General features: G+C 30.5%; 24 protein-coding genes. 17 read left to right on the top strand and 7 right to left on the bottom strand.

Annotation, left to right across the window (positions count from 1 at the left end; translation table 11 throughout):
- Positions 1 to 240 precede the first annotated feature (240 nt).
- Positions 241 to 843, top strand: coding sequence for a DUF1684 domain-containing protein (locus LACAL_RS01370; RefSeq protein ID WP_013868902.1), 603 nt, complete (start codon positions 241 to 243; stop codon positions 841 to 843).
- Here LACAL_RS01370 and crcB read toward each other — a convergent pair.
- Together crcB and LACAL_RS01360 are read right to left on the bottom strand one after the other, a co-directional pair.
- Positions 840 to 1,211, bottom strand: coding sequence for a fluoride efflux transporter CrcB (crcB, locus tag LACAL_RS01365; RefSeq protein WP_013868901.1), 372 nt, complete (start codon positions 1,209 to 1,211; stop codon positions 840 to 842). The genes LACAL_RS01370 and crcB overlap by 4 nt on opposite strands.
- Before the next feature lie 23 nt (positions 1,212 to 1,234).
- Complete coding sequence (locus tag LACAL_RS01360; RefSeq protein WP_041301652.1) at positions 1,235 to 2,257, bottom strand: SRPBCC family protein; 1,023 nt, start codon at positions 2,255 to 2,257, stop codon at positions 1,235 to 1,237.
- Positions 2,258 to 2,600: 343 nt separating this feature from the next.
- Here LACAL_RS01360 and LACAL_RS01350 point away from each other — a divergent pair, with 343 nt between their 5' ends.
- Complete coding sequence (locus LACAL_RS01350) at positions 2,601 to 2,987, top strand: nucleoside triphosphate pyrophosphohydrolase family protein (protein ID WP_013868898.1); 387 nt, start codon at positions 2,601 to 2,603, stop codon at positions 2,985 to 2,987.
- 48 nt (positions 2,988 to 3,035) lie between these two features.
- Here the strand turns inward: LACAL_RS01350 and LACAL_RS01345 are convergent, their stop codons facing one another.
- Positions 3,036 to 4,100, bottom strand: a complete 1,065-nt coding sequence (locus tag LACAL_RS01345) for a branched-chain amino acid aminotransferase (RefSeq protein ID WP_013868897.1) — start codon at positions 4,098 to 4,100, stop codon at positions 3,036 to 3,038.
- Positions 4,101 to 4,206: 106 nt separating this feature from the next.
- Here LACAL_RS01345 and LACAL_RS01340 point away from each other — a divergent pair, with 106 nt between their 5' ends.
- The 3 genes from LACAL_RS01340 to LACAL_RS01330 all read left to right on the top strand — a co-directional run bounded on the left by LACAL_RS01340 (position 4,207) and on the right by LACAL_RS01330 (position 6,364).
- Positions 4,207 to 4,713 (top strand): DUF4920 domain-containing protein, encoded by a 507-nt coding sequence (locus tag LACAL_RS01340; protein WP_013868896.1) that lies wholly within the window; start codon positions 4,207 to 4,209, stop codon positions 4,711 to 4,713.
- Between the two features lies 1 nt (position 4,714).
- Positions 4,715 to 5,383: a tRNA (5-methylaminomethyl-2-thiouridine)(34)-methyltransferase MnmD gene (gene mnmD, locus LACAL_RS01335; RefSeq protein WP_013868895.1), complete on the top strand. Its 669-nt coding sequence runs from the start codon at positions 4,715 to 4,717 to the stop codon at positions 5,381 to 5,383.
- 78 nt (positions 5,384 to 5,461) lie between these two features.
- On the top strand, positions 5,462 to 6,364 hold the full coding sequence (locus LACAL_RS01330; RefSeq protein WP_013868894.1) for a TIGR01777 family oxidoreductase: 903 nt from the start codon (positions 5,462 to 5,464) through the stop codon (positions 6,362 to 6,364).
- Positions 6,365 to 6,427: 63 nt separating this feature from the next.
- Here the strand turns inward: LACAL_RS01330 and LACAL_RS01325 are convergent, their stop codons facing one another.
- Entirely contained in the window at positions 6,428 to 7,063 is a 636-nt protein-coding gene (locus tag LACAL_RS01325; protein WP_013868893.1) for a YceI family protein, read from the bottom strand.
- Positions 7,064 to 7,219: 156 nt separating this feature from the next.
- Between LACAL_RS01325 and LACAL_RS01320 the strand changes: the two genes are divergently transcribed.
- From LACAL_RS01320 to LACAL_RS01275, 10 genes are all read left to right on the top strand, one after another.
- Positions 7,220 to 7,759: a nucleotide exchange factor GrpE gene (locus tag LACAL_RS01320; protein ID WP_013868892.1), complete on the top strand. Its 540-nt coding sequence runs from the start codon at positions 7,220 to 7,222 to the stop codon at positions 7,757 to 7,759.
- A gap of 51 nt (positions 7,760 to 7,810) precedes the next feature.
- Positions 7,811 to 8,929 carry a molecular chaperone DnaJ gene (dnaJ, locus tag LACAL_RS01315; protein ID WP_013868891.1) on the top strand — a complete coding sequence of 373 codons (1,119 nt, stop codon included), beginning with the start codon at positions 7,811 to 7,813 and terminating at the stop codon, positions 8,927 to 8,929.
- 330 nt (positions 8,930 to 9,259) lie between these two features.
- Complete coding sequence (locus LACAL_RS01310) at positions 9,260 to 10,186, top strand: ABC transporter ATP-binding protein (RefSeq protein WP_013868890.1); 927 nt, start codon at positions 9,260 to 9,262, stop codon at positions 10,184 to 10,186.
- 5 nt (positions 10,187 to 10,191) lie between these two features.
- Entirely contained in the window at positions 10,192 to 11,505 is a 1,314-nt protein-coding gene (locus LACAL_RS01305; RefSeq protein ID WP_013868889.1) for an ABC transporter permease, read from the top strand.
- Between the two features lies 1 nt (position 11,506).
- Positions 11,507 to 12,466 carry a mechanosensitive ion channel family protein gene (locus LACAL_RS01300; protein WP_013868888.1) on the top strand — a complete coding sequence of 320 codons (960 nt, stop codon included), beginning with the start codon at positions 11,507 to 11,509 and terminating at the stop codon, positions 12,464 to 12,466.
- A 3-nt stretch (positions 12,467 to 12,469) separates the two neighbouring features.
- A complete protein-coding gene (locus tag LACAL_RS01295) occupies positions 12,470 to 13,357 on the top strand; it encodes a DUF6268 family outer membrane beta-barrel protein (protein WP_013868887.1) in 888 nt (295 codons plus the stop codon).
- Positions 13,357 to 14,520: a sigma-54 dependent transcriptional regulator gene (locus LACAL_RS01290; RefSeq protein ID WP_013868886.1), complete on the top strand. Its 1,164-nt coding sequence runs from the start codon at positions 13,357 to 13,359 to the stop codon at positions 14,518 to 14,520. The genes LACAL_RS01295 and LACAL_RS01290 overlap by 1 nt, the downstream gene beginning before the upstream one ends.
- Positions 14,521 to 14,679: 159 nt before the next feature.
- Complete coding sequence (locus LACAL_RS01285; protein WP_013868885.1) at positions 14,680 to 15,558, top strand: PPK2 family polyphosphate kinase; 879 nt, start codon at positions 14,680 to 14,682, stop codon at positions 15,556 to 15,558.
- Between the two features lie 102 nt (positions 15,559 to 15,660).
- Positions 15,661 to 17,058, top strand: a complete 1,398-nt coding sequence (locus LACAL_RS01280; RefSeq protein WP_013868884.1) for a M20/M25/M40 family metallo-hydrolase — start codon at positions 15,661 to 15,663, stop codon at positions 17,056 to 17,058.
- A 3-nt stretch (positions 17,059 to 17,061) separates the two neighbouring features.
- On the top strand, positions 17,062 to 17,442 hold the full coding sequence (locus LACAL_RS01275; RefSeq protein ID WP_013868883.1) for a glyoxalase/bleomycin resistance/extradiol dioxygenase family protein: 381 nt from the start codon (positions 17,062 to 17,064) through the stop codon (positions 17,440 to 17,442).
- On the opposite strand, the gene LACAL_RS01270 is transcribed toward LACAL_RS01275, so the two are convergent.
- The 3 genes from LACAL_RS01270 to lysA form a co-directional block, all read right to left on the bottom strand.
- Complete coding sequence (locus tag LACAL_RS01270) at positions 17,439 to 17,840, bottom strand: two-component system response regulator (protein WP_013868882.1); 402 nt, start codon at positions 17,838 to 17,840, stop codon at positions 17,439 to 17,441. The two genes, LACAL_RS01275 and LACAL_RS01270, sit on opposite strands and share 4 nt — an antisense overlap.
- The gene (locus LACAL_RS01265) at positions 17,833 to 19,332 is read right to left on the bottom strand and encodes a PAS domain S-box protein (protein WP_013868881.1); all 1,500 of its coding nucleotides are present in this window, start codon (positions 19,330 to 19,332) and stop codon (positions 17,833 to 17,835) included. Before LACAL_RS01265 ends, LACAL_RS01270 begins: the two co-directional genes overlap by 8 nt.
- 166 nt (positions 19,333 to 19,498) lie before the next feature.
- Positions 19,499 to 20,725, bottom strand: a complete 1,227-nt coding sequence (gene lysA / locus LACAL_RS01260) for a diaminopimelate decarboxylase (RefSeq protein WP_013868880.1) — start codon at positions 20,723 to 20,725, stop codon at positions 19,499 to 19,501.
- Positions 20,726 to 20,837: 112 nt separating this feature from the next.
- Here lysA and LACAL_RS01255 point away from each other — a divergent pair, with 112 nt between their 5' ends.
- Both LACAL_RS01255 and sucC read left to right on the top strand, forming a co-directional pair.
- On the top strand, positions 20,838 to 21,494 hold the full coding sequence (locus LACAL_RS01255; protein WP_013868879.1) for a hypothetical protein: 657 nt from the start codon (positions 20,838 to 20,840) through the stop codon (positions 21,492 to 21,494).
- A gap of 192 nt (positions 21,495 to 21,686) precedes the next feature.
- Entirely contained in the window at positions 21,687 to 22,880 is a 1,194-nt protein-coding gene (gene sucC, locus LACAL_RS01250; RefSeq protein ID WP_013868878.1) for an ADP-forming succinate--CoA ligase subunit beta, read from the top strand.
- Positions 22,881 to 22,911 lie beyond the last annotated feature (31 nt).

The following is a 22,911-nucleotide window of genomic DNA, read 5'->3' as shown; positions in this document are numbered from 1 at the left end:
GTCATTTATTGGATGTTTTATATGTAAAATAAAAAAGTCCAACTATAGAGTTGGACTTTTAATATTGTATTATTTGATATTTACATCATTATATAATATAACAAGTCCTCCTTATAGGTCTATAAGTGGTGATTTGTTTATAATTTTTAATGACGCAACGCATGTATTTCTATGTTTTAATTATCCAAAGCTAAACAAAATATTTTAAAGTTGTATTTTTGAATTAAATAAAAAATGAAAATGAAGAAGTTTTTCTGGTTACTATTATGTGTTATTTCAACAGTAAGTTGTGCTCAAAAAACACCGTTAAAAGGTGAAACAGCATACCAGCGTAAGTTAAATGCAGATTTTAAAGACGCTACTAAATCTCCACTATCGCAAAAAGACAGAAAAACTTTTGAAGGTCTTGAATTTTTTAAATTTGATTCAACTTATATTGTTACTGCAAATTTTAAACGTACTCCAAATGAGAAAACTTTTAAAATGAAAACAACAACTAATAGAGCGCCGCTATATGTCAAATATGGCGAATTAACCTTTTCTTTAAAAGGTTTAGATCATAAATTGAATTTATATCAAAATATAGAATTAAAAGAAGATACAGAGAAAGATGAAAGTATGTTTTTATCCTTTCTAGACGATACAAATGGAGATGGAAGTTATGGTGGTGGTCGTTATATTAATTTAAAAACACCAACAGGTAACACTGTGATTATAGATTTTAATAAAGCTTATAATCCATATTGTGCTTATAATGAAAAATTTTCATGTCCGGTTGTACCAAGAGAAAATTATATAAATGTTAGAGTAGAAGCAGGTGTTAAAGATTATAATAAACACTAAAAGCTTTTAGCTAAAAACATACCTCCAAAAACAGCTAAAAATCCTAAAACAAAACTTGCAATAGTATAAATAGCAAAACTTACAAAATCACCAGATTTTAAAAACATGTGGTTTTCGTAAGCAAAAGTAGAGAAAGTTGTAAAACCACCGCAAAATCCTGTTGCTAATAATAACGTATGGTTTTGTGTTAAGGAATTGTTTTTAAGTGCTAAACCTAAAATAATACCTATTAATAAACTGCCTAATATATTAGCTGTAAAAGTACCATAAGGGATACCATTTTCTGTACTATTAAGGTACTTACCAATAATGTATCTTAATACACTTCCAAAACCGCCACCAATAAATACTAAAACTAAGTTTTTCATTTTAAATAGAATGTAGTGGACTATTATTTTACAGCAATATATATTTCCGTTTTTAAATTTGCTGGATTTGGTGTATTTATTGGTGAGTTTAAATAGGCTTCTACAGCAGGACCATTTTCATCCTTTTCTAAGCCACTATTAGTTATAGCTTGATTTGCCTTTAGCCAAGCTTGCTCCAAATTGTCGTAACTACCATTCAATGTGGTTTTTACAGCTTTAAATGGCTCTAATTGCCCTGTTAAAATAGTGTCACTGGTAGTAATTACTCTTGAGGTTGTTGGTACGCAACAAGAAAATATTACCGCATTATTCTCTTTATCCCATTTGTGATATAAAACATATGGCGCACCAGCCATAGTTATATTGTTTTTATTAGCATATTCTATTACTTGAGGAAACATTGTCGCCATTTTAGACTGGAAATCTTCAAATGTTGTTGCTGTAGTATTGTAAATATAAAAACCACCACTGTGTTGTGTAGTTTGCTTATCTACTACAATACTATATTTTTTCATATCTAATAAAACAAGGCTGTCTAGTTTTTCAAGACTTCTCTCGTATTTTGGACCAATTTGCTTTTCCATACCGCCCATAATTGCTGCAAAAGCTTTAAAACTAAATGGTAAGTCTTTTCCGGCAATATTCCAAGTTACGTTAGTTGAGCCATCGTTATTAGGTTTAAACTCCCAATCTACTTGAGATGGAGGGAAATCTTCAAATTGCATAACTTGATCTATAGATTTATTTAGGTTTGTTTCTATAGTTTTCATTGTGCCAATTCCATCACTATCTTCCCAAGTGTATTTAGCACCAACACCAGATGTTTTGTTTGATAGGGTGATTTTTATTTCTGGATTTTTTTCAACCCATGAAGACCAAGATTTCCAAGTTTTAAAATCATTTACTTTTTCAAAAAGAACTTTAGCAGGAGCCTTTATAGTTCTTGTTCTAGATACAGAAAATTCGTTAGGCTGTACTGCAATATATATGGCGAAGCCAATAATTAAAATAAGTAGTAAAAAGAAAATGTATTTTAGTGCTTTCATAAATCTATTAGTTAGTTGGTTAGCCAAAGTTAGTAAATTTTTGTGCATTTAAGGAATGCAAAAAAAATAACTACAAAGTGTTTAAAATAGAAGTTTGGCTTAAATAATTTTATAATAGAAATTTTATAGCAGCTATTAATCCAATAAATCCTACAAAGGCTAAAAGCACCCAAAAAACGCCTCTGTAATGCTGTCTATGTATATTTATATCCTTTCTATAAGTATAAATTATAAAAGAGATAAAAACCATAGCAAAACAAATGGCAAAGATTAATTGTCCTGTACTAAACATATTATTATTTTTATACAAAAATAACTAATACTACTAGTAAAACCGAATTACATGAAAAATAAAATAGAAGCTGTTAAAGCGTTTCACACTGCTTTTAAAATTGGACATTTAGAGTCTCCAAAAGCTAATTTAGGAAGCTCTAAAAATACTTTGCGATTTAATTTAATGAAAGAGGAGAATGAAGAATATTTAGAAGCAGCAAATAATGATGATTTAGTAGAAGTAGCAGATGCTTTAGGAGATATGCTTTATATTTTATGTGGTACAATTATAGAGCATGGTATGCAGCATAAAATTGAAGAGGTTTTTAATGAAATACAGCGAAGTAATATGAGTAAACTTGATGCTAATGGAGAACCAATATACCGAGAAGATGGTAAAGTTTTAAAAGGGCCAAATTATTTTAAACCCAATATTAAGGCGATTTTAGAAAAATAAATAAACAAAAAAGCCCTTTACAATTTAGTAAAAGGCTTTTTTTATTTGTTATATTTTATAACGCCATCCATGAGTATCTTCAGCAACATTATACTGTATAGCCGTGAGTTTTTCTTTAAAAAGCGAAGCATAAGATTCACTAGCAGGAATGATTTCGTGTTTCATGTCACGATGTTTAAATCCTAAAATAGGAGTAATTACAGCAGCTGTACCTGCTCCAAAAATTTCTTTTAAAGTTCCATTTGTTGCAGCTTCTTTAATTTCTTTAACTGTTATTGGGCGTTCTTCAACATTAATATTATTGTCTTTAGCAAGCTGTATTATACTTTTTCTGGTAATACCATCTAAAATTCTATCACTAATAGGTGCAGTTAATAAGCTGTCATTAACTCTAAAGAAAATATTCATAGTTCCAGCTTCTTCTAAATATTCATGAGAATTAGCATCTGTCCAGATTATTTGTTGGTAACCTTCTTTGTGTGCTAAGCTAGTTGGGTAAAATTGTGCAGCATAATTACCAGCAGCTTTAGCAAAACCAACGCCACCATTAGCAGCACGGCTATATTCTTCAGCAAAAAGTACTCTAACTTCTCCAGCATAATAAGATTGTGCAGGAGACAAAATAATCATAAATTTATATTCACTTGCAGGTGATGCTGAAATAGCAGGCTCGGTAGCAATAACAAATGGTCTAATATACATAGAACTTCCAGGAGTATTTTTAATCCAATCTTTATCTAAGTTTAATAAAGTGGTTAAACCTTCCAAAAACAAATCTTTAGGAAATTTTGGCATTGCTAACCTGGCCGAAGATTTATTTATTCTTTCTAAATTATCTAAAGGTCTAAAAAGCCAAACGTCGTTACTTGCGTCTTTAAAAGCTTTCATACCTTCAAAAACAGCTTGACCATAATGAAACACTCTTGCACTAGGATCTATTTGTAATGGTCCATAAGGCTCAATAGTTGGGTTAGTCCATTCACCATCTACAAAATCGCAAGAATACATGTAATCTGTAAAGGTTTTTCCAAAAGTTAAATTATTAAAATCAACAGAATTAATTTTAGAATTTTCAACTTTTTTAACGGTTAACGTATGTTTGGTTTTAGTCATTTTTAGATATTTAGCTTTTTTGCAAAAATACAGAAATAAGAGTAAAAAAATGTGAAATATAGCTTAAAATACTATATTTGTTAGATAATTAATAAAACTATAAAACATGAAAAAAATCGCCATTATTTTCTCACTATTAATAATGATTTCGGCTTGTAAAAACGAAGAGAAAGCAACTAAAGAAGAAGTTAAAGAAGAGATTGCAGCAGTTTCATACAAATCTTTTGGAAAAGAAATTATAGCAGATGATGCCCTTAATACTAAATCTATGGAAGAGCATTATAAAAACATGAAAGTAGGAGATAGTATTGATGCAAAAGTTACCGCAACAGTAAATGAAGTTTGTAAAGCAAAAGGATGCTGGATGAAATTAGATCTTGCTGATGGAGAAGAAGTAATGGTTAAATTTAAAGATTACGGTTTTTTCATGCCAAAAGATATAGAAGGAAAAGAAGTTGTTATTAATGGAAAAGCTTATGTAAAAGAAGTATCTGTCGATGAACAGAGACATTATGCAGAAGATGGAGGAGAAAGTGCAGAAGCAATTGCTGCAATAACAGAACCTAAACGTACCTATTCTTTTGAAGCTGATGGTGTACTTTTAAAAGAGTAATTTGAAACGCGAAATTATCACCACGAAAGATGGTTCTAAAACCATTCATATACCAGAATGGAATGAACAATACCATTCTACTCATGGTGCAATACAAGAAGCTAAACACGTGTATATAAAACACGGTTTAGCTTTTTTTATGGAATTAAAATCCATAAATAAAAAAGAAGTATCTATTTTAGAAATTGGTTTTGGTACAGGATTAAATGCCTTTTTAACAGCAATCGAAGCTCAAAAATCTAATCTAAAAATAAACTACACAGGTGTTGAGGGATTTCCTGTATTAAAAAAAGAATTAAAGCAATTAAATTACGCAAATAATACAGAAGAGCAATTGTTATTTAATGCGATACATGACGCTAAGTGGGAAAGTTATTATGAGGTGTCTAAAAATTTTATAATAAAAAAGCAAAATAAAAACTTTAATGTAATAGACGATGTAGCACTTTACGATGTAATTTATTTTGATGCTTTTGGACCACGAGTACAACCAGAATTATGGACACAGCCCATTTTTAATGCAATGTATAACGCAGTAAGTAAAACAGGAGTTTTAGTAACCTATTGTGCACAAGGACATGCAAGACGAGCAATGATAACAGCCGGATTTAAGGTAGCAAAAGTAGAAGGGCCACCAGGAAAACGCCATATGTTACGCGCTATTAAATAATAATTTTTTTGTGTTAAATCGAACTTAAACGTACTATAAAGTTAAAGTATAATTTGTACTTTAAAAATAAAAAAAACTATGCGAGTACTTATTACTGGAGCTACAGGTTTGGTTGGTCATGAAATTGTAAAACAATGTCTTAATGCCGGGATTGGAGTAAGTTATTTAACAACAAGTAAGTCTAAAATAGAGAACAGCGATAATTATAAAGGGTTTTATTGGAACCCAAAGGAAGCAATTATAGATTCTAAATGTTTAGAAAATGTAGATGTTATAATTCATTTAGTTGGAGCAAGTATTTCTAAACGTTGGACAAAGACTCACAAACAAGCAATATTAGATAGTCGTTTAGAAACCACAGCATTATTACACGAAACGGTAAAAAACTATCCTAATAAAATAAAGCAAATTGTATCTGCAAGTGCAATTGGTTATTATCCAGATTCTTTAACTAACTATTATACAGAAGACGCCAAAAAAGTAAACACCTCTTTTTTGGGTCAAGTAGTTGAAGTTTGGGAGCAAGCTGTAGATACTTTTAAAACTTTAAATATTATTGTTTCAAAAGTAAGAATAGGCGTTGTTTTTTCAAGTAAAGGTGGTGCATTTCCGCAAATAGCAAAACCAATTAAATATGGAGCAGGAGCAGTTATGGGAAGTGGAAAACAATGGATGTCTTGGATTCATTTAAATGATCTTGCTGCCATTTTTTTACATATTATAGAGCATAATCTCGAAGGTGTTTATAATGGTGTCGCTCCAAATGCCGAAACAAATAAAGCAATTACAAAGGCTATTGCTAAACAAGTAAGCAAGCCTTTAATATTGCCTAGTATTCCAAAATTTGCAATGAAATTAGCATTAGGAGAAATGCACATAATACTTTTTGAAAGTCAGCGAGTAAGTTCTAAAAAAATAGAAACTAGTGGTTTTGATTTTAAATATTCTAATTTAAATGCTGCATTAAAAGACTTATTATAAATGTATATAAAAAAAGGCCACATTATTAAATGTGACCTTTTAAATAATATGATATAAATCTAATTAAGCTTTGTTAGCTTTAACAGATATTTTTAATCTTACATTATCTTTAATCATTTTATCTCCTAAGTTCTCTGCAAACTTACCAGAGTTGTATTTAATGTCCCATTCTGTTCTATCAATAGTAAACTCATCACTAGTAATAGTCATTGAATCTCCGTTAATATCAACATTTACAGGTACAGTAACATTCTTTTTAATACCTTTCATCATTAAGTTACCACTTACATTATTACCATCAACGCTAGTAATTTCAAAAGCAGCATTGGGGAATTTTTCAGCATCAAAAAAGTCAGCACTTTTTAAGTGACCTTCAAGACTTGTTCTCCCTTCTTCCTTTTCAATATCTGTATTTTTTAAAGTAGAAATATCAAAAATAAAATTACCACCAACTAATTGGTCTCCTTTTACTTTAGCCACGCCATTACTTAAATGTATAGTTCCTGTATGTCCGCCAACAATTTTGTTTGCTTCCCAAGAAACCATAGATTCTGCTGGTATAGCTTTAAAAGTTTCCTCGGCCATTACAGTTTCTACCTCTTTAGCTTCAGTTGTTTCTGTTTTTTTATCATTTTTACATCCTACAACAGCCGCTCCTAAAGCAATAATTGCAAAAATATTTAATACTTGTTTTTTCATCTTTATTTTAATTAATGGTTAGCCACAAATATAAAAAAGATTCCATGGTATATACTTAAATTTTTCTTAAAAAAAAGTAGTGACATTATGGCATTTTTATAATATTGGCAGTACTTTTGCCAACCTTTTAACTGTGTTTAAAATAAGAAATACAAAATGAGCAAAAAGAAAGAAAAACAAGAAGAGATAGAAGACCAACAAAATAGCGAAACTCAAACAGAAACTGTAGAAACTCCAGAGTTAACAGTAGAAGAGAAATTACAAGAAGAGTTAGGTCAAGAAAAAGATAAATTTCTGCGCTTATTTGCAGAATTTGAAAATTATAAAAAAAGAACATCTAAAGAGCGTATAGAATTATTTAAAACAGCAAGTAAAGATGTCATGGTGTCTATGCTACCTGTTCTTGATGATTTTGAGCGAGCTTTAATGCATATTGAAGAAGATAAAGAGGCCGAAGAATTAAGAAAAGGAGTTGTTTTAATCTACCAAAAACTTTTAAATACGTTAGGTCAAAAAGGTTTAGCAGCAATGGAAGTTAAGCAAGGAGATACTTTCGATTCTGAAGTTCACCAAGCAATCACTCAGGTACCAGCACCTAGTGAAGATTTAAAAGGAAAAATTATAGACGTAGTTGAAAAAGGCTACATTTTAGGAGAAACAGTTATACGTTTCCCAAAAGTAGTTATCGGACAATAATTTAAATATTTATAGCCAGCGGTGAAAACCGTGCGCTAATAGTAAAACAAGATGGCAAAAAAAGATTATTACGAAATATTAGGATTAAGTAAAAACGCAACAGCAAGTGAGATAAAAAAAGCTTACCGTAAAAAAGCTATTGAGTTTCACCCAGATAAAAATCCAGACGACTCTACAGCCGAGGCTAAATTTAAAGAAGCAGCCGAAGCATATGAGGTTTTAAGTGACGAAAACAAAAAAGCACGTTATGACCAATTTGGTCATCAAGCCTTTGAAGGTGGCGGCGGTTTTGGCGGCGGCGGCATGAATATGGACGATATATTTAGCCAATTTGGTGACATTTTTGGAGGTGGCGGTTTTTCTGGCTTTGGCGGCGGTTTTGGTGGAGGCCAACAACAACGTCGAGTAAAAGGAAGTAATCTACGTATTCGTGTTAAGCTTACACTTGAAGAAATTGCTAATGGTGTAGAGAAAAAAATAAAAGTAAAACGTAAAATACAAGCAAAAGGTACTACTTATAAAACCTGTACAACCTGTAATGGCTCTGGTCAAGTTACACGTGTTACTAATACAATTTTAGGCCGTATGCAAACAGCATCACCATGTACAACATGTGGTGGTTCTGGTCAAATTATAGATAAAAAACCAGCCGAAGCAGATGCGCAAGGTTTAGTTACTAAAGAAGAAACAATTGCAGTAAAAATTCCTGCAGGCGTTGTAGATGGTATGCAACTAAAGGTGTCTGGTAAAGGTAATGATGCTCCAGGAAATGGTATAGCAGGAGACCTTTTAGTAGCGATTGAAGAACTAGATCACGAAACATTACAGCGTGAAGGAGATAATTTACACTATGATTTATATGTAAGCATTAGTGATGCTGTTTTAGGAACATCTAAAGAAATAGATACTGTTTCTGGAAAAGTGAGAATAAAAATTGAAGCAGGTTTACAATCTGGTAAAATTTTACGCTTACGCGGAAAAGGAATTCCAAGTATAAACGGTTACGGTAAAGGAGATTTACTAGTACACGTAAATGTTTGGACACCTAAAACATTAAGTAAACAACAAAAAGAATTTTTTGAAAACATGAAAGATGATGATCATTTTTCACCAAAACCAGAAAAATCTGATAAATCATTTTTTGAAAAAGTAAAAGACATGTTCTCTTAAGCTTTATAAAAGATTACTATAATAAAATCCGCGAACAATTCGCGGATTTTTTTTGTTAAAAAACTAACTTATTAATGCTTTTAAGTTAAAGTTAGTTAAAAAATGTTATATTTGGTTTATCACTAGTTAAAGCTAGTGGTAATTTTTCTTTTTCATAGCAATTTTTTCCCATCCTTAGTTTACTAAGGGTGGGTTTTGTTTTTTTTAGAAGCTTTTGTTTTTATTAAAGTGTTAAATAATTATTATATACAGCGTTAAATTATTTCTAAACAGTAAAGCTTCTCGTGTTACATTTTCTATATTTACGCTACTAACAGCCAAAACATACTTATGAACAATTTATTAGAAGCACACTCGGTTTCTAAAAGTTTCGGAAATTTTAAAGCATTAAATAATGTTTCTATTGCAGTACCAAAAGGTAGCATATTTGGATTACTAGGACCAAATGGTGCTGGAAAAACCACATTAATTAGAATTATAAATCAAATAACTATACCAGATACAGGACATGTTTTGTTAGATGGCGAGCCTTTAAAAAGGCATCATATACAAAACATTGGTTATTTACCAGAAGAGCGCGGTTTATATAAGTCTATGAAGGTAGGAGAACAAGCCTTATACCTAGCGCAGCTAAAAGGTATGGACAAAGCAGTAGCTAAAAAAAGATTGTTAGATTGGTTTGAGAGATTAGAAATAGGAGATTGGTGGAATAAAAAAATTCAAGAACTATCTAAAGGTATGGCTCAAAAAATACAGTTTGTTGTTACTGTATTACATGAACCTAAATTATTGATTTTTGATGAGCCTTTTTCGGGCTTTGACCCAATTAATGCCAATATTATAAAAGATCAAATTTTAAGATTACGTGATGAAGGAGCTACAGTGATTTTTTCTACACACCGTATGGAATCTGTAGAAGAGTTATGTGATCATATTGCTTTAATTCATAAATCTAATAAGGTTTTAGATGGTAATTTAAATGCCATAAAACGCGAGTATAAAACCAATACATTTGAAATTGGTATAAATGCAGAAAATCCTTTAGAATTACAACAAACACTTTCTGAAAAATTTATTGTTTCTCCAGCAGAATTTAAATCGTTAAATAATGAATTGAAACTTAACATTAAACTTTCAGAAAAAGAAACGGCAAATCAACTATTAAGTTATTTAACTACAAAAGGTGAGTTGTCTCATTTTGTAGAAGTAATACCAAGTGCAAACGACATATTTATTCAAACAGTAAAGAATAATTAGTAGCTATGAATCATTTATCATTAATAATAAAACGCGAGTATTTAACTAAAGTTAGAAATAAATCATTTTTAGTAATGACTATTTTAAGTCCGCTAATTATGATTGTATTAATAACCGTTGTAGCCTATTTATCACAATTAAATAATAGTAAAGAAAGAACTATAGCTATTTTAGATGACTCTGGAAAAGTACAGCAAATTTTTGAAAATACAAACAATACAAAATATACTAAACTAGAGCATTTATCGTTAGACAATGCTAAAACAATTGCAGCAGAACAAGATTATTATGGTTTACTACACATTGCAAAATTTGAAAATATAGAAAGTGCAGAAAATGGGATAGAGTTTTACTCAGACGATTCACCATCTCTGTCTGTGATTTCAGAGATTGAGAATAAAATAGAAAAACGCTTAACCGATTTAAATTTAGAGCAAAAAGGAGCAAATGTTGCTTTAATTGAAGCTTCAAGAATACGCATAGATATTAATCAAGAAAATTATACAGGTGAGAAAACCTCTAAAATAGATAGTTTTATGAAACTTGGTTTTGGTGGCGTTGCAGGTTACTTACTATTCATGTTTATAATTATTTATGGTAATATGATTATGCGCTCTGTAATAGAAGAAAAAACAAGTAGAATAATAGAAGTTATAATATCTTCAGTAAAACCTATACAACTTATGCTTGGTAAAATTATAGGAACTTCGCTTGCAGGTATCACTCAGTTTGTGATCTGGATTATTCTTGGAGGTGTTATGCTTACTGCTGTATCTGCAATATTTGGTATAGATGTAGCCGCAGTACAAACACCGCAACAAGAAATTTTACAACAAGCTATAGAGAACCCAGATATTAATATGAAGGTTCAAAGTGTTATGCAATCGTTTTACAACTTACCAATAACAAACCTTATTATAGCCTTTATACTATTTTTTATATGTGGTTATTTATTATACAGTTCACTTTATGCAGCAATTGGAGCAGCAGTAGATAATGAGACAGATACACAACAGTTTATGTTGCCAATATTAATGCCATTAATTTTAGCGGTATATGTTGGTATGTTTACAGTAATTGAAGATCCTCATGGAACCGTATCTACCGTTTTTTCGTTTATACCTTTTACATCACCAGTAGTTATGCTTATGCGTATACCGTTTGGTGTTCCAATATGGCAACAAATATTATCGTTAGCATTATTAATTGGTACATTTATGTTTACCGTATGGTTTGCAGCTAAAATTTATCGTGTAGGTATTTTAATGTATGGTAAAAAGCCAAGTTATAAAGAACTTTTAAAATGGATTAAGTATTAAAATGCAGGAAAAAGTAACAGATAAAATAGAAAAAGAAGTAGAGAAAGTTGGAGACGTTATTGTTGAAAGTTCTCTATGGGAAAAATTTGTTGAGTTTTTAAACTATAAAATATACACTTTTACTGGTGAAGATGGAGCAGAAACAGGCTTTTTAAAAGTAAAATATATTCTATTAGTTATATTAATTTTAATGGTGACTACCTATTTGTTACGTTGGGTAAGGTCGCTTTTAACACGTAAAATGCCAGACGATGATAAGTCTAAATTTAATACAGTGTTTTCTTTTGCAAGATGGCTCGTATATGCAATTGTTTTTTTAATAGCCATAGACTCAATTGGTATAGATGTTACAGCAGTTTTTGCAGCTTCGGCAGCACTTTTAATAGGTATTGGTTTAGCACTTCAAACATTATTTCAAGATATTATTTCAGGTGTGTTTATTTTAGTAGATCAATCGGTTCATGTTGGAGATATAATTGAGATTGAAGGTAAAGTTGGTCGTGTTGAAGAAATTAAATTAAGAACCACAAGAGCTGTAACGATAGATAATAAGGTCTTAATCATTCCAAATCACCTGTACCTCACAAATAGTTTGTATAATTGGACACAAAATGGTTCTTCTACACGAGAAAGTGTAGATGTTGGCGTAGCGTATGGAAGTGATGTAGAATTAGTAAAAAAACTACTTTTAGATGCCGCAAAATCTTCAGAATTAATATTTAAAAATCCACCACCAAGTGTTGTGTTTATGAATTTTGGAGAAAGCTCATTAGATTTTAGAGTAGCATTTACTATAGAAGATAGTTTTAATTCAAGAATACCAAAAAGCGAAGTGCGTTTTGCTATAGATAAACTTTTTAGAGAAAACAATATAAGTATACCATTTCCGCAACGGGATATACATATTATTCAAAACGAAAACCAAAAAATTAATTTAAAACATTTTAACACAAAAAAATAATTTATGCTAAAAGAAAATTGTCTAAAACTATTATTAACTATATTAATTATTATTTCTTTTCAACCCGTTTCTGCTCAGCTCACAGACCTAGCTAGAATTGAATATTCCTATATTCCAAAAGGAAATTCTGAAGATAGTTTTAAAAGGTTTAGAACGCTTTTAAATTATCCAATAGAGTTAAAAAATGATAGTTATTTAATTATAGGTGGAGAATATAGTAATATAGATTTTGATATAGAAGATCATTATCCATTTGAAACTAATAATTTAAGTCAATTACATATAATAGATTTTAATTTAGCATACACATTTAAAGTAAGTGAAAAATGGAGGTTAGGAGCTAAAATAGCACCAAGAATAGCTTCTACTTTAAGAGAGAAAATAGGTGGAGATGATATTTTTTTAAATGGTGGTGTATATGCTGTAAACGATCGTACAAAAGACGAATCTGCTAAAAAACCTTATAGATTAATAGTAGGTTTAACATATAATAGTACAGCAGGAATACCATTACCATTACCATTTGTAAGTTATTACAGACGTGTAAATAAACATTGGTCTTTTAACCTAGGTATACCAAAAACAAACGTTAAATACTTTTTTAACGAAAAAAATATCGTGCAACTTTACACAAGTATAGATGGCTATTTTGCTAATATTCAAGGTCCATTATTGGTAAATGATCAACAAGCAGATAATATTTCATTATCTGTTATTGTTACAGGTTTGGGTTACGAGTACTGTTTTACTAAAAACCTTTTGTGGTATGCTTATACAGGCTATACTTTAAGCATGAACAATAGATTAAGAGATAGTGACAGAGAAGAAGTATTTAAATTAGATAACGTAAACACTCTATATTTTAGAAGTGGAATAAAATTCAAGATATAATGCCAAAAATATTAGTAATAGAAGACGAAGCTGCAATAAGAAGGGTTTTAGTTAAAATTTTAACCGAAGAAAACGATAAATATGCAGTCGAAGAAGCCGAAGACGGTTTAGTTGGTATAGAAAAGATAAAAAAGGACGATTACGATTTAGTATTGTGCGACATTAAAATGCCAAAAATGGATGGTGTTGAAGTGCTTGAAGCAGTTAGAAAAATTAAACCAGAAATCCCAATGGTAATGATATCTGGACACGGCGATTTAGATACAGCAGTTAATACTATGAGGTTAGGTGCTTTTGATTATATATCAAAACCACCAGATTTAAACAGATTGCTAAATACAGTACGTAATGCTTTAGATAGAAAAGAGCTTTTTGTAGAAAACAAAATCTTAAAAAAGAAAGTTAGCAAAAAGTATGAAATGGTAGGAGAAAGCGAAGCCATATCTCAAATTAAAAGTATTATAGATAAAGTAGCTCCAACAGATGCACGTGTATTAATTACAGGACCCAATGGAACAGGAAAAGAATTAGTCGCACACTGGTTACACCAAAAAAGTGAGCGAGCAAAAGGCCCAATGATAGAAGTAAACTGCGCAGCAATACCTAGTGAGCTTATAGAGAGTGAGTTATTTGGCCATGTAAAAGGTGCGTTTACTAGTGCAGCAAAAGATAGAGCAGGAAAATTTGAAGCCGCAAACGGAGGTACCATTTTTTTAGATGAAATAGGAGACATGAGTCTATCTGCTCAAGCAAAAGTATTACGAGCATTACAAGAAAGCCGTATACAACGTGTTGGTAGTGACAAAGATATTAAAGTAGATGTTCGTGTAGTTGCAGCAACAAATAAAAACCTTAAAAAAGAAATTGAAGACGGTAAGTTTAGAGAAGACTTATATCATAGACTAGCCGTTATTTTAGTAAAAGTTCCAGCATTAAACGACAGGCGAGGAGATATACCATTACTAATCAATCATTTTGCAAAAAAGATTTCTGCAGAGCAAGGTACAGCTCAAAAAAGTTTTTCAGAAAAAGCTATAAAATTATTGCAAGAATACGACTGGACAGGAAACATACGTGAGCTACGTAACGTGGTAGAACGTTTAATAATTTTGGGTGGAGTAGAAGTTAGCGAGCAAGATGTAAAGTTATTTGCAAGCAAGTAATAACATATAAAATTTATTATAAAAACCAATCTCATAAAAATAGATTGGTTTTTTTATACTTAAAAATCTTGTAAAAGCAAAGCAATTAATAAAGCTTAAAATTATTATTACTTTTATTAACAAAACGCATTGCGTATATTTAAACTTAATAAATAATTTATGAAAGACATTAACATAAAAGACCATATAATCACATCAAAAATAAAACTATCTAATCTACCTACAATTTTAGATTTAGAAGAAAGTGATGATGAGGTAAAAGATAAATTAAAAAAAGTACGTAAAAAATTAGGGAAACTTCAGGATACGCTATATGCGCATGGTAAATATTCCGTTTTGGTATGTTTACAAGGTATGGACACCTCTGGTAAAGACAGTTTAATACGTGAGGTTTTTAAAGATTTTAATGCACGTGGAGTTGAAGTAATGAGCTTTAAAGTACCAACCAGTTTAGAATTAAAGCACGATTATTTATGGAGGCATTACATAGCATTACCTGCTCGCGGAAAATTTGGAGTTCACAATCGCACGCACTATGAAAATGTATTAGTAACACGTGTTCATCCAAATTATATATTAGGAGAAAATTTACCAGATATTAATACTGTAGAAGATGTAAATGAAGCATTTTGGGATAAACGTTTTGAGCAGATAAACAACTTCGAAAAGCATTTAGTAGAAAATGGCACCATAATATTTAAGTTTTTTATGAACTTATCTAAAAAAGAACAAAAAAATAGATTATTACGTCGTTTAGATTTAAAAGAAAAAAACTGGAAATTTTCAGCAGGTGATTTAAAAGAACGTAAACTATGGGATGATTATATGTTTTGTTACCAGGACGCTATAAATAGAACCTCTAAAGCACATGCACCTTGGTTTAATATTCCAGCAGATAATAAACCCTCAGCACGATTAGCAGTAGCTACAATTTTGTACGAAACACTAAATAAGTATAACAATATTAAAGAGCCAGAATTAGATGCTAAAACTAAAGCAAATATAGATTTATACCGCCAACAATTAAATAACGAATAACATTAGGGCGTTACCAAAAGGTCGCGCTTTTCATTATATCTTTTTTTTGCCATATACGGCAGCAAAAAAAAGGATGCCATTACAATCGCTAACGCACACAATATGAAACTAAAACTTATTTTCGCAGCACTATTTTTATCAGTTAACGTGTTCTCACAAAACGATAAAGAAACCCTAAAAACTATTTACAGTCAATCACTAACAAACGGTAAATCTTACCACTGGTTAGACCATTTATCAAACCAAATAGGCGGTAGGCTATCTGGTTCTGTAAATGCAGAAAAAGCCGTGCAATACACAAAAGCCGAATTAGAAAAATTAGGTTTAGATAAAGTATGGCTTCAAGAAGTTATGGTACCAAAATGGGAACGTGGAGAAAAAGAAGTTGGTTATTTTACAACTTTAGGAAAACAAATAAATGTAAATATTTGTGCTTTAGGAGGATCTGTTGCAACTCCCAAAACAGGATTAAAAGCTAAAGTCGTAGAAGTAAAAAGCTTTGAAGAATTAGCTAAATTAGGAACAAGTGTAAAAGGTAAAATTGTATTTTTTAATGGCGCAATGAATCCAGAGTTAATAAATACATTCGAAGCCTATGGAGGTTGTTCAAAACAACGCTATGCAGGAGCATACGAAGCAGGTAAATTAGGAGCGCTTGGTGTAATTGTAAGATCTTTAAATTTACGAGAAGATAATTTTCCGCACACAGGTAGTATGGGTTATCTAGACTTACCAAATAACCAACGCATACCAAGTGCAGCAATAAGTACAAACGATGCAAATATTTTATCTAAAGCTTTAAAAAATGATAAAAATCTAGAATTTTATTTTAAACAAAATTGTAAACAGTTTGAAGATGTTTTGTCCTATAACGTAATAGGAGAAATTACAGGAAGCGAATTTCCAAACGAGTATATGGTAGTTGGTGGTCACTTAGATTCTTGGGATTTGGGCGACGGTTCTCATGATGATGGCGCAGGAGTTGTACAATCTATGGATGTATTACGTTTGTTAAAAGAAAGTGGTGTAAAACCAAAACGAACTATTAGAGTTGTTTTGTTTATGAATGAAGAAAATGGATTACGCGGTGGTAAAAAATATGCTGAAGAAGCAAAACGTAAAAACGAAAATCATGTGTTTGCTTTAGAGAGCGACTCTGGTGGTTTTACACCAAGAGGTTTTAGTTTTGATTGTAGTGAAGCTAACTTAAATAAAGTATTAAGTTGGGAGCCATTATTTAAACCTTATTTAATTCATTATTTTGAAAAAGGATATAGTGGCGCAGATATTGGCCCATTAAAAAATGATAATATAGTTTTAGCAGGATTACGTCCAGATTCACAACGTTATTTTGATCATCACCATGCTGCAAACGATACTTTTGATGCTGTTAATAAAAGGGAGTTAGAATTAGGAGCAGCAACCATGACAAGCTTAATTTATCTTTTCGATAAATATGGAACTTCAACAATTAATAATATAAACGAAATAAAAGATTAAATAATGCCAAAACCAATATTGCATCAAATACATCCCATTTTACCAGTTAAAAATGTAGTAGAAGCATTAACATTTTATGTAAAAAAATTAGGTTTTAAAATAGCATTTGCAGATGATTCTAAAAACCCAAAGTATGCAGGTATAACTCGTGATGGTGTAGAAATACATTTACAATGGCATGATGAAAAAGAATGGGAGATAGGTTTCAATACACCAATGTTACGTATAGTTACAGAACATATAGAAAACCTTTACGAAGAATATAAGTTTCGTGGTATTATAAGTGATAAAACAACTTTAAGAAAAACAAATTGGGAAACTGTAGAATTTGCATTTTATGATTTAGATAATAACGGACTTACGTTCTACAGTACGCATAACTAAACTTGTTCTAAATCTTTTTTTATAAAAGAAACAGTTTCTTTAGTTAAAGGTTTATTTATATAATGTCTTACTAATGTGTTTTTTTTAGCTTTTTTCAAGTCACTTTCTTTAATTGAAGAACTAGTAATGTAAATAGGTGTATTTTTATTTAAACTTGTATTTATATAATCATCAAGAAATTGCCACCCATCCATAATAGGCATATTAATATCTAGTAAAATAAGATTTGGAAAAGGTTTGCCGTTGTTAGTAATTTCAATTAAACCGTTAATAGCATCCTCACCATTATTGTAAACAATAAAGCCTTCACTAAAATTAAGATTTTTAAACAACTTTTTTAGAGCAAAAATATAGATTGGATCATCATCTATTAAACAAGTTAATTGAACACTATTCATATTTAAAAAAGAGTTTAAATTTTGTGCCTTGTCCAACTGTACTTTCTACTTCAATTTTACCGCCAATAGATTCAATTTGATTTTTTGAGATAAATAATCCTATGCCTTTTGCATCTTTGTTTTTATGAAAAACGTTATACATGCCAAATAGTTTTTTACCATGTCTATCTAAATCTATTCCCATACCATTATCTGCAATTTCTAAAACCATATAGGTGTCAATTTGTTTTACAGTTAATTCTATCTCTGGATCTCTATCTGGGCTTTTGTACTTAATGGCATTAGTTAGTAAGTTAATTAAAATACTATCTAAATAAGCAGGTATAGCTTTTACAGATGTTTTTTCGTCAATAAAAACTTCAATGTTAGCATTATTGGCGATACGTAATGCTTTTATATTACTAATTGCGTTTGTAGTAAACTGCAATAAATTTATAGACTTTAAATTCTCTATTTCAATTATATTTTGAATTGCAACCTCATTCAAGTTTGATATCGTTTCATTTAAATTTTTTACAGCTTTTTCTATATGAGGAAAGTATTCATTATTAGTGCTTTCTGGATAATCTTCTTTTTTTAAACCTATAAGCATATCTAAATTACCAGCATGAGATCTTAAATTATGCGACACGATATGTGCAAAATTTAATAAGCGCTCATTTTGTTTTGAAGAGATTGCTAGTAAGTTTTTTATTTCTGCTTTAGCTTTTTTAGATTTAGATATATTGTTGATGTTGGTAATAAAATGTAAAGGTTTATTATTGTCGTCCCTTACGATAGATACCGAAATTTGGCAATGTACTGTGCTACCGTCTTTATGGATATATCTTTTATCTGCTTGAAAATTGTCAAGCTCATTATTTACCATAAGTTTTACCTCTTTAAAACCAATATGTTTATCCTCTTCATGAGTTATAGACATAAAATTAGTTTCTAAAAATTCAGCTTCTGTATAACCTAATATATTAGATGTGCTTTTATTTACTTTTAGCCATTGGCCTTTTAAACCTACAATGGCTAATCCAGTAAGAGAATATTCAAAGAAGGATCTAAATAAATTCTCTTTATACGTAATCTCTATATTTTTCTGGGTTTTTTCGGTTATATCTTGAAAAACGCCTCTAACCAACACGCATTTGTTATCTTCTAATATAGGGTAACCAATAGATCTTACCCATTTTTCATTTCCATTTACAGTTATAATTATAAATTCATCATCAAATCCTTCACAATTTTCAACAGCGTTGTTAAAAAGTGTAGTAATATGTTCTCTATGTTTACCTTCTTTATAAAAATTGATTCCGGTATCTAGAGTAGGTATATAATCGCTATCAACTTCATGAATTTTTTTGGTTACCTCACTCCATTTTAAAGTATTAGTTTTTAGGTTAACTTCCCAAGAACCAACTGCAAGTGAATGTTGTATTTTATCTATGAATTGTTCGTCTTGAAATTCATTAGAAATTATATTTTTTTGTGCGTTTTTGGGCATATTAAAAAATAGGATATAAGTGCATAATTTAAAGATGCTTGTACAATTTATGTAAAAAATCGCAAAAAAAACTTTTTTTTAATAAAAACAAGGGCATTATTTTTTAGCTTAATAAAAAAACGCTTCTAATTTCTAGAAGCGTTTTTGTTGTTATAAGTGTTTCTTTCTAAACTTTAACCTTTTTAGGTTTTAAATCAATCTCTATTTGGTTACGTAAAATATCATCAAAGGTTTCACGTTTTCTAATTAAGTGTGCTTCACCATTGTGCCATAAAACTTCAGCGGGACGATAACGTGAATTATAATTACTTGCCATAGAGTAGCAATAAGCTCCAGCATTTTTAAAAGCTAAAATGTCGTTTTCTCTTATTTCGGCAATACGCCTATTGTTAGCAAAAGTATCTGTCTCGCATATATAACCAACAACACTGTAAAAACGTTCTCTACCATTAGGGTTAGAAATATTTTCTATTTCATGTTGAGAGCCATAAAGCATAGGTCTAATTAAATGATTAAAACCAGAATCTACTTGAGCAAAAACTGTTGAGGTAGTTTGTTTTACTACATTTACTTTAGCTAAAAATTGTCCAGCTTCACTAACTAAAAATTTACCAGGTTCAAAGGCAAGTGTTAGTGCTTTACCATAGTTTTTACAAAAGGTATTAAATCTTGCCGAAAGTTTGTCTCCAAACTCTTCAATATTAGTTTCAATATCTCCTGTTTTATAAGGTACTTTAAAGCCAGAACCAAAATCTATAAACTCTAAGTTTTTAAAATTCTTAGCCGTTTCAAAAAGTATTTCACTAGCATATAAAAATACATCTATATCTAAAATATCACTTCCTGTATGCATGTGAATACCATTAATAGTCATGTTTGTATTTTCTACAATACGTAGTATATGTGGTATTTGGTGAATAGAAATACCAAATTTACTATCAATATGTCCTACAGAAATATTAGTATTTCCGCCAGCCATAACATGAGGATTAATACGAATACAAACAGGAATTTTTGGATGTTTAGTACCAAATTGCTCAAGTATAGATAAGTTATCTATATTAATTTGGCACCCAAGTTTAGCCACTGTTTCAATTTCTAAAAGTGAGACACCGTTAGGAGTAAAAATTATATCTTCTGCTTTAAAACCAGCAGCTAAGCCTAATTGTACTTCTTGAATAGATACAGTATCTAAACCAGCTCCAAGCGATCGCATTAATTTTAAAATAGAAATATTAGACAATGCTTTTACAGCATAGTTTATTTTAACATTTTTAACCTTATTAAAAGCAGAAGTTAAACGTTTGTACTGGTTTGTTATAGTTTGAGAGTCGTAAACATATACTGGACTTTCAAAATCTTTAGCAATTTGTAATAAGGTGTTTTGTTTCATTTTCTTTAATTATAAGTCTAATAATAAAGCAAAACTAAAAGGAAAAACCTTCTAAAACTTAAAAATGGAAAATTTTATCTATTTTTGCACATAATGTTAAATATTTAACAAAATGAAAACTATCGCCTCTTGTGTAGAAGATATTATAATTTCTAGTCCTTTTTTAGAAGAAGCACTTTCTCGTAATATTATTAATTATTCTGCTTTAGCAGAAGACTTAAACGATACCATCTCAAAAATGCTACGTAAACCTATAAAAAATGGAGCGATAATGATGGCGTTAAGACGTTACAATCAACCAATTAATGTAGATAACTCTATACAGTTAAAAAAGGTATTTAAAAATTTAGGAGATATAACCGTACGTTCAAACCTTAGTGATTTTACATTTCAAAACTCAAAAACATTAATAAATAGTCACTCAAAAATATTAGAAAAAATAAATACAAATCACCATATATTTTATGGTTTTACTCGTGGTATTTTAGAAAGCAATATCATTATTTCTAGTGTAGAGAAAGATGCTATATTAAAAATTTTTAATAACGAAACACTAATTGGGTTACAAGATAAACTATCTGCCATAAGTATAAATTTACCAAGAGGAAACTCTAAAATAGCTGGTTTGTACTACCAAATGTTTAAACGTTTAGCTTGGGAAAATGTAACATTATACGAAGTGATTTCTACAACAAACGAGTTTACAATATTAGTAGAAGACCATTTAGTAGATAAAGCCTTTTCTGTAATAAAAAGCTTAAAAAATTAAATAAAACTACATAATTGTAATAGCAACATAATTATAAAATTAAATCAATTAAAATCATTAATAAAAAATATTGGTAAAACGCCTAAGGTTATTTACTTTTGTTGCATAATAGTTCTTCGGAATTTATTACAATCAAAAATTTAATTTTATAGATTTCCGTCTTCGCGGAAATAACAAATAATCTATTTAAAGATGAATTTACACGAATATCAAGGAAAAGAATTATTAAGCAGCTTTGGCGTACGTATCCAACGCGGTATAGTTGCACAAAACGCTGATGAAGCTGTAACTGCAGCTAAAAAGCTAACAGAAGATACCGGAACAGGATGGCACGTAATTAAAGCTCAAGTTCACGCCGGTGGTCGTGGAAAAGGTGGTGGCGTAAAGCTTGCTAAAAACTTAGACGAAGTAAAATCTATCGCTAATGATATTATTGGTATGGATTTAGTGACACCTCAAACTTCTGCAGAAGGTAAGCGTGTACACCAAGTTTTAGTAGCAGAAGATGTTTACTATCCAGGAGATTCTGAGCCAGAAGAATATTACATGTCTGTACTTTTAAATAGAGGAACTGGACGTAATATGATTATGTATTCTACAGAAGGTGGAATGGATATTGAAACTGTAGCAGAAGAAACGCCACATTTAATTTTTACTGAAGAAATAGATCCTGCAACTGGAATTTTACCATTTCAAGCACGTAAAGTTGCTTTTAACTTAGGTTTATCTGGAGCAGCATTTAAAGACATGACAAAATTTGTAACGTCTTTATATACAGCTTACGTAAAATCTGATTCTTCTTTATTTGAAATCAATCCTGTTTTAAAAACAAGTGACGATAAAATAATGGCAGTAGATGCTAAAGTAACTTTAGACGCTAATGCATTATACAGACATAAAGATTTAGCCGAGTTACGTGACATACGTGAAGAAAGCCCAATTGAAGTTGAAGCTGGTGAATTAGGACTTAACTATGTAGATCTTGACGGTAACGTTGGGTGTATGGTAAATGGTGCTGGTTTAGCAATGGCAACAATGGATTTAATTAAACAAGCTGGTGGAGAACCTGCAAACTTTTTAGACGTTGGTGGTACTGCAGATGCTAAACGTGTTGAAGCAGCTTTTAGAATTATATTAAAAGATCCAGCTGTAAAAGCAATTTTAATAAACATTTTTGGTGGTATTGTACGTTGTGATCGTGTAGCACAAGGAGTTGTAGATGCATACAAGAATATGGGTGACGCTATAAACGTTCCAATTATTGTACGTTTACAAGGTACTAATGCAGATATCGCAAAAGAACTAATTGATAGTTCTGGATTAGATGTAATGAGTGCTACAGAATTTCAAGAAGCAGCAGATAAAGTACAAACTGTTTTAGCATAAGCTAAAATATTTATATAAAAAAAAGAGCAAC

Origin of the sequence: Lacinutrix sp. 5H-3-7-4, assembly GCF_000211855.2 — a bacterium.
Classification (GTDB): domain Bacteria; phylum Bacteroidota; class Bacteroidia; order Flavobacteriales; family Flavobacteriaceae; genus Lacinutrix.
The sequence above is the reverse complement of the archived record's forward strand: the minus strand, read 5'-3'. Positions and strand labels throughout refer to the sequence as shown.